Annotated in this window: 17 protein-coding genes and 1 pseudogene; 10 read left to right on the forward strand and 8 right to left on the reverse strand. The window is 42.7% G+C overall.

Annotation, left to right across the window (positions count from 1 at the left end):
- Window positions 1–84: 84 nt before the first annotated feature.
- The 3 genes from I2D69_RS18570 to I2D69_RS18580 all read left to right on the forward strand — a co-directional run bounded on the left by I2D69_RS18570 (window position 85) and on the right by I2D69_RS18580 (window position 2339).
- A complete protein-coding gene (locus I2D69_RS18570) occupies window positions 85–1287 on the forward strand; it encodes a DNA polymerase IV (RefSeq protein ID WP_347088699.1) in 1203 nt (400 codons plus the stop codon).
- Window positions 1288–1292: 5 nt separating this feature from the next.
- The gene (locus I2D69_RS18575; RefSeq protein ID WP_330386437.1) at window positions 1293–1538 is read left to right on the forward strand and encodes a hypothetical protein; all 246 of its coding nucleotides are present in this window, start codon (window positions 1293–1295) and stop codon (window positions 1536–1538) included.
- Window positions 1539–1775: 237 nt separating this feature from the next.
- Window positions 1776–2339, forward strand: a complete 564-nt coding sequence (locus tag I2D69_RS18580) for a hypothetical protein (RefSeq protein ID WP_173683453.1) — start codon at window positions 1776–1778, stop codon at window positions 2337–2339.
- Between the two features lie 74 nt (window positions 2340–2413).
- On the opposite strand, the gene I2D69_RS18585 is transcribed toward I2D69_RS18580, so the two are convergent.
- The 8 genes and pseudogenes from I2D69_RS18585 to I2D69_RS18620 all read right to left on the reverse strand — a co-directional run bounded on the left by I2D69_RS18585 (window position 2414) and on the right by I2D69_RS18620 (window position 7986).
- Window positions 2414–2623: a DUF6219 family protein gene (locus tag I2D69_RS18585; protein WP_118511955.1), complete on the reverse strand. Its 210-nt coding sequence runs from the start codon at window positions 2621–2623 to the stop codon at window positions 2414–2416.
- Window positions 2624–2755: 132 nt separating this feature from the next.
- The gene (locus tag I2D69_RS20330) at window positions 2756–2977 is read right to left on the reverse strand and encodes an MmcQ/YjbR family DNA-binding protein (RefSeq protein WP_226815879.1); all 222 of its coding nucleotides are present in this window, start codon (window positions 2975–2977) and stop codon (window positions 2756–2758) included.
- Window positions 2978–3049: 72 nt separating this feature from the next.
- Window positions 3050–3941: pseudogene (locus I2D69_RS18595) on the reverse strand (radical SAM protein).
- A gap of 79 nt (window positions 3942–4020) precedes the next feature.
- Window positions 4021–4491, reverse strand: a complete 471-nt coding sequence (locus I2D69_RS18600) for a GNAT family N-acetyltransferase (RefSeq protein WP_005924656.1) — start codon at window positions 4489–4491, stop codon at window positions 4021–4023.
- On the reverse strand, window positions 4491–5966 hold the full coding sequence (locus I2D69_RS18605) for an amino acid adenylation domain-containing protein (RefSeq protein ID WP_055058585.1): 1476 nt from the start codon (window positions 5964–5966) through the stop codon (window positions 4491–4493). The genes I2D69_RS18600 and I2D69_RS18605 overlap by 1 nt, the downstream gene beginning before the upstream one ends.
- Before the next feature lie 20 nt (window positions 5967–5986).
- Complete coding sequence (locus tag I2D69_RS18610) at window positions 5987–6661, reverse strand: alpha/beta hydrolase-fold protein (RefSeq protein ID WP_055058584.1); 675 nt, start codon at window positions 6659–6661, stop codon at window positions 5987–5989.
- 375 nt (window positions 6662–7036) lie between these two features.
- Window positions 7037–7240 (reverse strand): hypothetical protein, encoded by a 204-nt coding sequence (locus I2D69_RS18615; RefSeq protein WP_118512131.1) that lies wholly within the window; start codon window positions 7238–7240, stop codon window positions 7037–7039.
- Window positions 7241–7266: 26 nt separating this feature from the next.
- Window positions 7267–7986: a hypothetical protein gene (locus I2D69_RS18620; protein WP_148463132.1), complete on the reverse strand. Its 720-nt coding sequence runs from the start codon at window positions 7984–7986 to the stop codon at window positions 7267–7269.
- A 138-nt stretch (window positions 7987–8124) separates the two neighbouring features.
- Here I2D69_RS18620 and I2D69_RS18625 point away from each other — a divergent pair, with 138 nt between their 5' ends.
- The 7 genes from I2D69_RS18625 (at window position 8125) to I2D69_RS18655 (ending at window position 12907) form a co-directional block, all read left to right on the forward strand.
- The gene (locus tag I2D69_RS18625; RefSeq protein WP_118062271.1) at window positions 8125–8289 is read left to right on the forward strand and encodes an Arc family DNA-binding protein; all 165 of its coding nucleotides are present in this window, start codon (window positions 8125–8127) and stop codon (window positions 8287–8289) included.
- A 395-nt stretch (window positions 8290–8684) separates the two neighbouring features.
- Window positions 8685–9161: a sigma-70 family RNA polymerase sigma factor gene (locus I2D69_RS18630; RefSeq protein WP_148463131.1), complete on the forward strand. Its 477-nt coding sequence runs from the start codon at window positions 8685–8687 to the stop codon at window positions 9159–9161.
- A gap of 82 nt (window positions 9162–9243) precedes the next feature.
- Entirely contained in the window at window positions 9244–9432 is a 189-nt protein-coding gene (locus tag I2D69_RS18635) for a helix-turn-helix domain-containing protein (RefSeq protein WP_055057014.1), read from the forward strand.
- A gap of 129 nt (window positions 9433–9561) precedes the next feature.
- Window positions 9562–10401: a helix-turn-helix domain-containing protein gene (locus I2D69_RS18640; protein ID WP_195380371.1), complete on the forward strand. Its 840-nt coding sequence runs from the start codon at window positions 9562–9564 to the stop codon at window positions 10399–10401.
- Between the two features lies 1 nt (window position 10402).
- Window positions 10403–11803 carry a site-specific integrase gene (locus I2D69_RS18645; RefSeq protein ID WP_195380372.1) on the forward strand — a complete coding sequence of 467 codons (1401 nt, stop codon included), beginning with the start codon at window positions 10403–10405 and terminating at the stop codon, window positions 11801–11803.
- 794 nt (window positions 11804–12597) lie between these two features.
- Window positions 12598–12750 (forward strand): hypothetical protein, encoded by a 153-nt coding sequence (locus I2D69_RS18650; RefSeq protein WP_226841011.1) that lies wholly within the window; start codon window positions 12598–12600, stop codon window positions 12748–12750.
- Window positions 12743–12907 (forward strand): hypothetical protein, encoded by a 165-nt coding sequence (locus tag I2D69_RS18655; RefSeq protein ID WP_173716665.1) that lies wholly within the window; start codon window positions 12743–12745, stop codon window positions 12905–12907. The genes I2D69_RS18650 and I2D69_RS18655 overlap by 8 nt, the downstream gene beginning before the upstream one ends.
- Window positions 12908–13020 lie beyond the last annotated feature (113 nt).

The raw sequence follows: 13020 nt of genomic DNA on the forward strand, positions 1-13020 counted from the left end.
GAGCCGTATGATGGGAAACTATCACGTACGGTTCTTAGGGGAGGGAAGGACAGTAATGCTCTTCTCTTACCCGACTATGCTAGTGTGGAAATGCTTTATCATCCAGAATATGTTGGTAAGCCATTAGCTGTAGGAGGAGATTCTGAAGCGAGGCATGGAATTGTATTGACGGCGAATTATATTGCGAAGAGAAGCGGCGTTAAGACTGGCATGGCATTGTGGCAGGCAAAGCAGGTTTGCCCGGATTTGATATTTGTGCCTCCGAGGATGGATTTATATTTGAAATTTTCCTCAATGTTGCGAGAAATATATTCGGAATATACGAATCAAGTTGAACCGTATGGATGTGATGAAGCTTGGCTTGATGTAACTGATAGTTTTTCACTGAAAGGTGACGGAAGAAAAATTGCAGAAGAAATTAACAGAAGGGTAAAGAAAGAACTGGGTATTACGGTAAGCATTGGAATTTCCTGGAATAAAATTTTTGCAAAACTTGGAAGCGATTATAAAAAGCCTGATGGAATTACAGAATTTAATCGGACGAATTATCGTGAACTAATCTGGAAACTTCCGGTATCAGATCTTCTATATGTAGGAAGATCAACGAATAGAACTTTACAGAAATATGGTATTCGCACAATCGGAGAACTGGCAAGAACAGATCCAAGTTTTCTGGAACGGCAGCTTGGGAAAATGGGACTTGTCATTTATTCATTTGCGAATGGCTGGGATGATTCGCCAGTTTCAGTAGAAGGATATCAGGCACCGATAAAGTCTATTGGCAACAGTACAACGACACCCAGAGATCTGGAAAATGATCAGGATGTACAGATTATTCTGATGGCATTGGCAGAAAGTGTCGCAGCCAGACTGCGGAAACATGGTTTTAAATGTAATGTAGTGTCAATTTCGATTCGTGATAATGGGTTATTTCATTTCTCCAGGCAAAGAAAGCTGCAGGATCTGACCGACATTACAGATGAGATAATGAGTGCAGCATACCAGCTTTTTAGAGAGAACTATCATTGGCCTCGTCCAATCAGAAGTCTTGGAATCCGTGCAGATGATCTGGTTATGGGGCAGGTTCCGGTGCAGTTAGATTTATTTATGAATGAGCAGCGCCGGGAAAAACAGGAGAAGTTAGACAGGGCAGTAGATGATATCAGGCGACGGTTTGGATATCACAGTGTCCAGAGAGCATTTATGTATCAGGATAAAATATTATCCAGCCTGGATGCACAGGGATCCCACACCGTTCATCCAGTTGGATATTTCAATGGGAGGTAAGTGCTTTGAATGATAACAAAGTTTATGTAGAAGTCATTGTAAAATTCAGCACAGAAGGCGCAATGATGCCAATAGAATTTATTTGGGAAGATGGAACTAAATATTTAATTGATAAAGTAAAATCGAAAGAACGTTGTGCCAGCCGGAAAGCGGGTGGTACAGGAATTATGTATACTGTAATGGTAGATGGTAAGGAATGCCATTTATATTATGAATTTGATAAGTGGTTTATGGAGCGCAAGAGTGCGTAAAGATTTAAGAAAGAAAATAGGATCTGCAAAAGAGCTGACCTTTCCCTTTTGCTCTTTTCAGATTGACATATAAGGGCATTACATCTATGTTCATGAAACAATATGCCCACTATATTGTCCATGCAGATGTGGCTCTGCTCAAGAATAATTCTTATTGAGCTTCCGTCAAAATCACAGGGATGGGAGTGTAGAACGTCAGAGAAAGACGATTCAATACGAAAAAAGGAGATTTTGATAATGACAGAGAGAGATTATGCGATTAGATCGTTTAAGGAAATTACATTAAATGCAGCACAACATACAGAAGAGAGAATGGATCTGTACTATGAAAAGATTAAAGCACTGATGAACAATTATCAGGATTTGATTTTGGAAAATCAGATGGTTTTGGATGAATTAGAGCAAGAGTGTCAGGAAAAGATCAATGAGAATATGGCCTATGCCCTTCAGTATATGGATGCCTATGATTACCGCATGAATTTAGGAAAACTGAAAAAAGAAGTAAACAATATCATTCTAATCTATGGACTTTGTGATATGGTCAACCGGGCAATGACACTGGTAAAATATTTTACGCCGAATTTTGGAACAGAATATTATGATGTGCTTTATGGCTGCTTCTGCAGGCACAGAAAAATGACAGATATGGAAATTATGCTTGAACTGGGGATGAGCCGGGCAAGTTTTTATCGAAAGAAAAAAGCAGCTCTCCGGTATATGGGATATTATTTTTTTGAAATCGTAGTGCCACAGTCTGCAAACAAACGATATAAGCCATCTTTTCCAGAAACGGAAGAGTAGATTTGAAAGAGCCTGATGGAATCTCCCCTTTCCATCAGGCTTATATATAATGGAATACTCCCCTATTCCTCTTATTATTCCGCAGATTCTTCAGCTGCAGTTTCTTTCTTTTTTCTGGATTTGCCAGAAATCATTTTATGACCTGAGTAAATGGCCATAGCCATACAAATCAGTGAACTGAATGCAAAATATTTATGAGCTGATTTCATATCCTTGTAGCCGGTGTAGCAAGTTCCGATCATGGAAACCAGTGCACCGATAGACCAGTATTTATGTGATTTCATTTGAACCTCCTGAGCTTTTTTATATCATACATCTTTTTAAGAAATATGCAAACTGGAATTTATCAGTATCTCTTTTTGCATGTTTTGGGTATCGTTGCTTCATAACTCATATCAAGCAACATTTTGATTTTGTCATCTGATACGCTGCACATCCAGTGCAACAGTAATCCAGCTATCCTTGCTCATGTGATACGCCGGGAAGAAGCCGGGTTCCTCTCGTAGTGTGCCAATCAGAATTGGGTCACATTTGAAATCGACCACTTCCAGCATTTCTTCGCCTTGCAGCCCCAGCTTGTTCTTTGGTACATCCATAATCAGAGCAAACCACTTCCGATTATTACAATGCCGGAACACCTCATAATTCGGATATTTGAGCCACGGATAATCTGTCTCGGCGTTATATGTCTGATTCTAATTCTGCGCGTTTCATAACCTCACCTCTACAACTTCTAGCTTTCTGCATGTTACTATATAGTTTTGATTACCTGTTCTTCTGCATTTTGGCCGAGGGATAATCTCTTCGTTGAAAAAATAATTGACCACGATAGGCGGATCGTTGAACGGGCGTTTGATGGAATCATCATCCTGGACATACAGTAGCCCTTCCTCTTGGCAAAACTGCCGCATCTGCGCATCCAGCATTGACCAGTAGCTGCGTTCTTTTTTATTGTAAATGGTATCGTACAGCGGCAGCAGGTCTGGATGTTTTTCCGTTATATAGTCAAAAATCGTTTTCTTATAACCGCCCCGCAAGTTTAGGTTTTCCAGCCAGACCAAATTACATTGATTCTTCGCCCGGTGGATGATGGAGGGCAGGTCGGTGAGGCCGGGGAAAATCGGCGAGATAAAGCAGGTGGTGCGCACACCAGCATCATGGAATGCTTTCATAGCGGCCAGCCGCCGCTCAATGCTCACTGCATTGTCCATATCAGCGCGAAAATCTTCGTCCAGTGTGTTTGATCGACCAGGATACCCGCGCATTGGGGAATGTTTTAATGAGGTCAAGGTCACGCAGCACCAGGTCAGACTTGGTAGCAATACTGAGGCTACATTCACTGCCCTGCATCTGCTCCAAAATGGCGCGGGTGCGGCAGGCGGTTTCCTCCAGCGGCTGATATGGGTCGGTCACGTAACAGAGAAACAGTTCTTTCCCTGCATACCGCTCCGGGTGTTTGATTTCCGGCCAAAATTTAACGTCTATGAACTCTCCCCAGGGCTCCGGGTGATTGGTAAAACGCTTCATAAAAGATGCGTAGCAATATTTGCAGCCGTGGCCACAGCCCACATAAGGATTGACCGAATAATCACTCACAGGCAAATTGGATTTTGTGAGGACGCTTTTTACTTCAACGTTTCAGATGATTGGCTCCATTGTATGTATGCTCCTTTGATTTTGCTTATTTTTCACGGGACAGTTTCATCATATCCTTCATATCGGCAAAACCGATTGTTTGATACAGCGGCCTGCCTTTGTTTGAGGTTTCAAGATAAATTTTTGAAATATGCCGCTGACGAGCCTGCTCTACAAGCCACCTGACGATTCTGTTCCCTATGCCGTGTCCGCGAAACTGCGGCCGGGTATAAATGTTCATCAGGTAGGCACATTTCCCGTTTAGATTGTCCGGTGAGGGCATCTCATGATAGAGGCATATCCCGCCGCAGCCGACGATTTCCTCCCCTACGTAGGCAAAGCAGGCAATATGTCCGCCCTGCGGCAGTTCTGTTTGATAGTAGCGGCGATTTTCCGATTCCAGCTCTGTTACAGACCGCTCCGAGGGGATGGAGAATACCTCATGCAAGACTTCCATTCGCCATTGCATCAATACATTCAGGTCCTGGATCGTGGCCTGCCGGATCTGAATCTCCATTATAATGCCCCCGCTTTCATTACCACCGGCAGTTTCGACACATCCGGCTTACCGTTGACATTCAAAGGAATCTGCTTCATCTTCACAAAGAACTCTGGGATCATAAAGGAAGTCAAATTTTCAGACAGTTCTTTTTTTACTTCCGAGACTTTCAGCTTATTGTCGGAAGGCACCACATAGGCGGTCATATAGGACAGTCCATCCTCGTCTGTAAAAGCCCGGACAATAGCCTGCTGCACATCCTTGCACCGATAGAGCCGGGACTCCACCTCGGCAAGTTCCACCCGCTTGCCGTAAATCATGATCTGGTCGTCCTTGCGGTGCAGGAATGCAATGTTGCCATCCGGCAGGATATAGCCCAAATCGCCGCTGCGGTACATGGTGCTACCGTCCGGCTGCCGCTCAAAAGCTCTGTTTTCCTCGGCATGGTCGCCAATGTAGCCCAGAGATACACCGCCGCCATAAATGCAAATCTCACCCGTCTGCCCTTTGGCAACCTCGTTGCCAGACTGATCCAGAATCCTGATTTGCGCACCTAGTACAGGATGACCGATGGGATAGGTACCGTCCTCCAGCACAGTTCCACTATTACAACGGTAATAGGAGGCGCAGACCGTTGTCTCGGAGGGGCCGTAGGTGTTGTAAACCTCTGCTTTGTTCAGCAGGTGATCCACATAAACGCCCCGCAACACATCGCCGCCGCTGATAAGCAGCCGCAGAGAGGACGGAATGACAGACAGGTGGTTCATTTCTGCCAGCAGATACGGAAAGCCGCTGATCATAGTCACATGGTGGCGTTCCACAAAAGCCATCAATGCATGGATGTCGGCCTTATCCTCGTCAGCGGGGATGGCCAGAGCGGCACCATTCAGCAGACTGGTGAACACTTCCTCCACAAAGATGTCAAAAGAACAGACGGAATATTGCAGCATGACATCACCGGGGCCGGGATGGAACTCGTTGGCAAAGGCACGGACATAATGGCAAACATTGCGGTTGGTGACACAGACACCTTTGGGCCGCCCGGTGGTACCTGACGTATACAGCACATAGGCGGGGCGTTCCGGGTCTTCGATGGCATTGCGCTTCCAGGAGGGCGTCTCCACGCCGCAGATCTCACAATCTGTATAGCGGATGGGGAAACTGCTCAGTTTGGGCGCAAAGGCGTGTTCCGTCAGCACAAAATCCACCTGTGCCTCGGTCATCATGTCATGGATGCGCCCGGTGGGAAAATCCGGCTCGGCTGGGACATATCGGCCGCCGCATTTGAGTACCGCCAGAATCGAGGCAATCATCTCGGTTCGGTGACGCATGACGATGCCGATGCTGTGTACTTCCTGCGGAAAGCTGCACGTGATCATATCCACCATGTTGGACAGCTCTCCAAAAGTCATGGTGCGGTCGTTTTCAATGATAGCTGGGGCATTTTCATGTTCTTTAACTACTTTCTGAAAAAGCGAATAAATCGTATCCATCGTTTTATCTCCTTGTCGGTTTATCTATTTAATATCCAGTGAATGCCAGCCGCTGTGCGCTTGTTGCACGCCTGATAGTGGCTGCCACTGTTCAGTACGAAGGTGGTTTCGATGCCTTTCCCGTGGCACAGTGTTTCTATCTCCTGCGTATTCTGCTGCACAACGTTCAAAATCGGATTATCGGTGGAGCTCTCCTTGTCTCCGAGAGAAAAATACAGACAGTCAGGTTTGCGCTTCATCTCATGGGAGCACACATATTCCATGATGCCCTCAAACCAGAAGGAACCTGACATACTCGCTGCGCGGGCAAACACATCCGTTTGGTAGAGAGCGTAGAGGGCGAACAGCCCGGCCAGCGAGTAACCGGCGAGGCCCCGCCAGGCGGGCGCACCGGGAAGGAGCGCTTCCGCTTCCGGCATAATTTCATCCAGAAGCAGTTTCAGGTAATCATCCGCACCACCGGTGCAGGGCGTATCGTGTTTAGAGATCGGCCCCATATACCACGGTGTCATGTCATGATCCCATTTCAGCTCACTGACCGCCACCAGACAGAAATCTGGGCAGCCGAGCGCCATCAGGTTTTTATACACACTGTTAACGGCATTGGAAAAGGTGTTGAGATAGATAACTGGGCTGCCCGGCTTTGCGCTTGGGTATATGTCCACTCTTTTTTGTTCTATGGTTAAAGAAGTCACCTTGTTGCCTCCTCTCTTGACGATTCATTGTATAAATATTGTACGGTATCCGAAAACGAAAGCAAGTACGCAGAAAGTTCGTACATATATTCATAATTATCCTTATATTCTTTATATTTCATCTCGATTTTTTCATCTCCTAATACGATACATTTAAATTTTCTGTTCCCTATAAAATTAATCTATCGGGCTTTACTAAATCGCCAAACAACGATTTATCTTTGCCTTATGTTATCATAATTCGGTTTAAATTGCTATAAATAGCCTTATCTCAATAATAGAAAATCCCAGAAATCATTAAGATTCCGAGGCCTTATGTTTGAACATATTTACCTTTTAATTTATGTAACAAATAAAATTTTGATTGACCTTTTGTTAATATGAATCAATCATCTGCATTAGCTTCTTATAAAATTCATTTCTATCGTTGTAAATTTTTTCCAATTCTTTTTCTGTAAACAGTGCATAGGCTCTATCAGGAACAGCTGTCAAGCCATCGCAGCTAAATGGTATGCGCCGCCCACCCCTGAAAATGGCTGCTTCCCAGTATTTTTTTCTAAAATATTTAATTATTCCCATATAGTATCACCTCTTTCCCATATTTGTTATATACGTTCTGGCAAGTAAAATACTTCTGTTCTTACTATATTATCATCAAAATCCATTTCTACATAATAGTCTCGGACAAAATATGCTCTCCAGTAATCTTGTAGTGAGTAAATTTCCAATGTCTTGAAATCAACTATGCACAATGGAATAGCTTCTTTATTTTCTCCGTCCGTCTTTCTGTATTCTAATGAAGCTGCAACTTTACTTAGGCAATTCTGGCATAAATGGTTTTCCAGCATGTTAGTATCAATTTCATAATTTTCCGGCAACGTCACATCTATGCTTGCCATACCACGGCTTGGAGTTCCGTCTGAAGAATAAGATATTTCACCTGTATTCCCAGAGAGGAATGAAGTTGAAGTAGCACTTTCTACCTCATTTCCATTTTCATCGTAATTTTTCAGTGGAAAATCAATCACATACCAGTCATTCAGCGAGATCAATCCAATAGTGTCAAAGTTTCTAAAGTAGCTCATCAGGCTTTCTTCCGCATTTCCGCATAGATAACATTCTGATGTGTTTTCCAGGGATGAGCGCAGATCGTCAAAAGTTACATCAATGTCAGCACGGTGTTTAGTAGATACTGGTTGGGAAGATGTCTGCTCATGGGCAGAGGCATAATATGCGATGATTATGGAGATAACAATTATGACTGCCAGTATGGAAAGCCAGAAATAATCTATTCGGATTTGATAATATCGCTTTTCTTTCTTCATATTTTTGATGCTCTCCCCTAATAATAAAATATAGTGTACTTAAAACAAGTTCATTTAAACCATTTTACCATGTTTTGTACTTAAAATGTACTCGTATTATGAACTTATTTTGTACTTATCAAATGGAGAGGAAGCCATATGGAAAAAGATAAACATCTTGGTCTTCGGATTGATTCTGAGACGCACGGAAAACTGAAAAGTCTTGCTGAATTTGAGGGGCGTTCTATCAATGGAGAAGTGCTGTATCTGATTCGTCAGGCGATTGCTCAACATGAGAAAGATCATGGCACATTAAATAAATAGGAAGATCATACATCGGGCTGGTGAGTTCCGGTGTATTTTTATGTCAATTTAAAAAGTATCAAATGATGATACTTTTATAGGAATCAGTGATACTTTACGGCAGGTATTTGAGATACCCCTGATACTTTGAACTGTTATACTGATTATGCTGGAAATAAAAGAACAGCAGGAAAACTTCATATGATTATTAGAAAAGCTCTTTCGGGTTAGCACCCCGGAGGGGCTTTTTTTGTTGCCCTGAAATTTTGATTTCCGGCCAATAAGCCACAGGTCTGCCTGATCTGGTGGCCTGAAAGGAAATCAGTACGCATGATCAGAGGCATCAGAAGGAGCCGGTCCCCTCCGCTCTTGAATTTGGAACACGAAACAGATTTCAAATTCAGGAGGAACGGACGATGTATGTAGAGCATCCATATAAATTCAATGACAAATTTTATGCAAAAGTTGATGGGAAATTTTATGAAATAACCAGAGAGGTAGCCAAGGCAATGCTTTCCGCTTACCGTAATGAAGTTTACAGAAGTAAAAAGTGGCAGCCGGAAGACCCAGAAACCATGACAAGAAAAACAAAGTGGACAGAGCTTCTGGACTGTGTTTTCAGTGAGAATACAGATGGAATCGGAGTGCAGGATTTACCGGATGAGTGCCAGCGGAGCGTAGAAGATCTGGTAATTCTGCAGGCTGAATCTGCAGAATTGCATCAGAATATCGCAAAGCTGTCAGAACATGAACAGTTTATTATCAAGTCCATCTACTTTGATGGTATGAAGCAGGTAGAACTGGCGAAAAAACTGGGAATTTCAAAGGTTAGTATGTCTCAGAAGGTCAGTGCAATCTTAAAGAAAATGCGGAAAATGTATGAAATAGGTTAAAGAGTGAGAACGGCACTCTTAACTTTTTCATGATTTTTGTATTTAGAAATAAAATCAAAACAGATTGAAAGAGAGTGAAAATATGGCAGAAAAAAGATGTTATACGGTGAAGGATTTACAGGAAATGCTGGATGTCAGCAGATCAACGGTCTATAAGCTGTTGAGACAAAATGAGTTCCGCTGGATTCAGTTAGAAGGCGGTGGCTACCGCATTTCCAAGAAGAGTTTTGACGAGTGGTTGGATAAGGGAAATGCTTCTGTGACATCCTAAATTTTTTGCGAATTGTGAGATATGATTTAAGAAAAATAAATGGAAGGAGAGTGAAACAAGGCAGTGATACAAAGAGTTGGATCGTCGGCAAAACCCCGAAAGTGGATGAGTGTCCACGAGATGGGGGATATGCTGGGATTAAAGAAGACGGATCGTTACTGGCTGGTTCATAAAAACTATTTTCGGACAGAAACATTGCTTGGAAAGATGAGGGTTGAAATTGCCAGTTTTGAAAAGTGGTATGCCAATCAGGACTGGTATCATAAAGTCAATGGAGAAGCACCGGGAAAGGAGTTGAGGCTCAGATCTTATTCCCCAAAAGAAATACAGGAAATGCTGGGGACGGACAACGCAACGGTATATGAGATATTGAAGAAAAACAATATTGAGACAGTTACCGTGAATGAAAGAATGCGAGTGCCGACGGATGCCTTCTGGGACTGGTATTACAGCCAGTCCAGATACCGTACACAGGAAGATCGTAAGAAAGATGCAGCTGCAGAGGCAGCCAGTCTCAGTATGCCGGAAATGGCCCGGCTGCTTGACGTTCCAAGAAGTACCGTATATGGAATCCTGAGCAGTAAAAAATATGCCCCATTGCTGGACGTTATTGTAATTGCCGGACGGAGAAGGGTGACAAAGGAGAGCTTTGAGCGGTTCTTGCAGGCACAGGATACTTATGAGCTGTTTAATTTTGAATATGAAGAATTGGAGTTGGAAGAAAAACGGGAATATGAGAATTATAAGCGAAGATGCCTTGCAGAAGCAGATCACAGCCAGGAGAAAAAATGTCTGGAGTATCTGACAGTGCCGGAAGCGGCAGAACTGGCAGGAGTGGAGCCTGCAACCATAGCTTATTGGTACACCACAGGAAAAATCTCGGTCAGAAAAACAGGAAAGATTATTCGTATTCCAAGAGAAGTATTTGAACAGTGGTTATTGAAGCGGAAGGAAAAGGGGGTGGTATAGCATGGCTTCGATACAGAAGAAAAATAACAAATATTGTGTCGTATATTACTGTAAAGATACAGATGGAAAGCGGAAACAGAAGTGGGAAACGTATGATACAAAGAACGCAGCTAAAATCAGAAAAGCAGAAATTGAACTGAAAGAGAAAAAAGGCGGTATTATCGTATCGAACTGTAAGACGTTGGCGGATCTGATAAATGAGTATGTAGAACTGTATGGAAAAGACAGGTGGGCATTGTCTACCTATGACGGGAATATGTCATTGCTGAAGAATTATATATTGCCTATCATTGGGAAAACTCCACTGACGGATATCAATACCAGATTTCTGGAGATTTACTATAAGACGCTGACAAAGACGCCATCCGTTCCAGACTTGAACGGAAATGTCAGAAGCGAGTTCGTATCTACCAGTGTAATCCGTGATGTACATAAGCTGCTGAAGAGTTGTTTTAATCAGGCTGTGAAGTGGGATATCATGGAGAAGAATCCAGCATTTAAAGCGACGGTACCAAAGCATAAATCAGAGAAACGGGTAATATGGGATGCAGAGACCTTTGCCCATGCTCTGGATGTGTGTGAAAATGAGTGCCTGAAATTGTGTATGAACCTTGCCTTTGCCGGTTTTCTTCGAATAGGAGAACTACTGGGGCTTACCTGGGACTGCGTAGATATATCAGAAGAAGCGATCAAAGAAAACCGGGCGTATCTTTATGTAAATAAGGAAGTACAGAGAGACAGCAAAAAAGCGTTAGAGGAATTAGACCAGAAAGATGTGATCGTCATATTTCCAGAGGAGCGGAAAACGAATAAGACGGTACGCATTATGAAAACACCAAAAACAGAAAGCAGCGTGCGGAAAGTGTTTTTACCAAGGAGCGTAGCTGAAGAACTGATTGCATGGAAAGCACAGCAGGAGGAGATAAAGGATATTTTGCAGGAAGAATACCAGGACTATGGCCTTATCCTTGCTACTGAATATGGACTTCCAAGGGGCGGTGCGTATATCAGAGATTCCCTGAATAAGCTGATCAAACAACATGATTTACCACAGATTGTGTTTCACAGTTTCCGGCATATGAGTGTTACCTATAAGCTTAAGTTGAACGGCGGTGATATAAAGGCGGTACAGGGAGATTCTGGTCATGCACAGGCAGATATGGTTACAGAAGTGTATTCGCATATCATAGATGAAGACAGACGGCGCAATGCGACACTGTTGGAAGATTCCTTTTATAACAGGAAGAATCTGAATCCGCAGATCCATGATACAGAAAAGAGGACGATGATGGAAGTTCCAGAAGGAGTGGACGCAGAGTTACTTGCAAAAGTTCTCAGCAATCCGGAAATGGCTGTGTTGCTGACATCATTAGCAAAATCAATGCAAGGGGAACATAATTAGGATAAAAGTAGACCGGTGGAGAGCAAAATCTCTGCCGGTTTTATTTATGAGATCAAATCAGAGCATGTGAGAAAAAAGAGGTAAAATAGTGGTCAAAGCATCTTGCGTAAATGGCGGTATCTGATGTATAATTTAGAAGAAATCTGACAAAGAAAATAGTGTATCACACATTTCATTTCCCGCTTTTAAATGGGCAGGATAGTTGGATTTTATGATTTGAAAAATTATAGATGGAGTTGGCGCTTTATATTAGAAGCGTACAATCATTTTCTCAGAAAATGTAAAAATCCGGAATAATTTTCAATGATCTTATATGAACAGAAATAGTCCGGGAAGGCGCTTTTTTACTGGACTTATAAATGAATAGGTTGTCTCTGTTGGACTAGTCTGAACCTGCATAAAAGTTGCTCCTAAGCGTGGGGTCGGAGGTTCAAATCCTCTTGGCGACGGGCTTCAAAGCGTTCGAAAATGTTAGCTGGATTAGCTGACAACGAACGCTTTTCTTATTTTCTAATCACGTTCGTGACATGAAATTCCATTCAAAATGATCCATTTCCAGCTAACATTTGGGTTCCGCTCTGTTGTCACCCCTTATTCGGGGATGTAAATCAGAGAAAAGGCGGGAAAAGAAACCATCTCTCCGAAACCTGCAAACATAAATTAGCTGAAACAGTATACAATTCTATTAGCTACAGCTAATAGTCAAACAGCAATGTCTGTTTGGAACTTTACCTACAACAAAAGTTCCAGGCAGGCATTTTTTATATCCTGAATCCTAGAGGAAAGGAGTCGAGATGACTGAAGCAAACAGACAATCAGAAGAAAAAGAAGAACGAATCATAGAAATTGAGATTGAGCGTCTCCGCCCTTTTAAGGAACATCCCTTTCAAGTAAAAGATGATAAGGAAATGTTTCTTCTGCAGGAAAGCATTGAGAAGTATGGCTGACATTGTATCAGAAGCCAGTGGTGTTGCCTGTTGGGTATATGTGCAGAAATATGTGAAGCATAAGACTTTGGATGAGATGCTGCAAGAATGGTCAGGAGCAAGCAAGTTTATCCTTGCTATGGATACCTGGTTTGAAAGGTTGATGGCGGATCAATAGAAGCTGTGATAGAATGAAGAAAACGATTTAACGCGCAAATCGTTAAGGAAAGAATCGAAGGTGGTGCAAACGAAAAAGCAGTATTAAGATTTTTCACTAACTGCCCTTTCGTT

It is taken from the genome of Ruminococcus sp. D54t1_190329_F1 (assembly GCF_015551645.1).
GTDB lineage: Bacteria > Bacillota > Clostridia > Lachnospirales > Lachnospiraceae > Blautia_A > Blautia_A faecis.

Bases quoted from the DNA above. Each gene is read 5' to 3' on its own strand.
- I2D69_RS18615 (WP_118512131.1), bottom strand. From the start codon at position 7,240: ATGGGAATAATTAAATATTTTAGAAAAAAATACTGGGAAGCAGCCATT.
- I2D69_RS18620 (WP_148463132.1), bottom strand. From the start codon at position 7,986: ATGAAGAAAGAAAAGCGATATTATCAAATCCGAATAGATTATTTCTGG.
- I2D69_RS18635 (WP_055057014.1), top strand. From the start codon at position 9,244: ATGGCAGAAAAAAGATGTTATACGGTGAAGGATTTACAGGAAATGCTG.
- I2D69_RS18600 (WP_005924656.1), bottom strand. From the start codon at position 4,491: ATGGAGATTCAGATCCGGCAGGCCACGATCCAGGACCTGAATGTATTG.
- I2D69_RS18645 (WP_195380372.1), top strand. From the start codon at position 10,403: ATGGCTTCGATACAGAAGAAAAATAACAAATATTGTGTCGTATATTAC.
- I2D69_RS18630 (WP_148463131.1), top strand. From the start codon at position 8,685: ATGTATGTAGAGCATCCATATAAATTCAATGACAAATTTTATGCAAAA.
- I2D69_RS18580 (WP_173683453.1), top strand. From the start codon at position 1,776: ATGACAGAGAGAGATTATGCGATTAGATCGTTTAAGGAAATTACATTA.
- I2D69_RS18640 (WP_195380371.1), top strand. From the start codon at position 9,562: ATGCTGGGATTAAAGAAGACGGATCGTTACTGGCTGGTTCATAAAAAC.
- I2D69_RS18585 (WP_118511955.1), bottom strand. From the start codon at position 2,623: ATGAAATCACATAAATACTGGTCTATCGGTGCACTGGTTTCCATGATC.
- I2D69_RS18625 (WP_118062271.1), top strand. From the start codon at position 8,125: ATGGAAAAAGATAAACATCTTGGTCTTCGGATTGATTCTGAGACGCAC.
- I2D69_RS18655 (WP_173716665.1), top strand. From the start codon at position 12,743: ATGGCTGACATTGTATCAGAAGCCAGTGGTGTTGCCTGTTGGGTATAT.
- I2D69_RS18650 (WP_226841011.1), top strand. From the start codon at position 12,598: ATGACTGAAGCAAACAGACAATCAGAAGAAAAAGAAGAACGAATCATA.
- I2D69_RS18605 (WP_055058585.1), bottom strand. From the start codon at position 5,966: ATGGATACGATTTATTCGCTTTTTCAGAAAGTAGTTAAAGAACATGAA.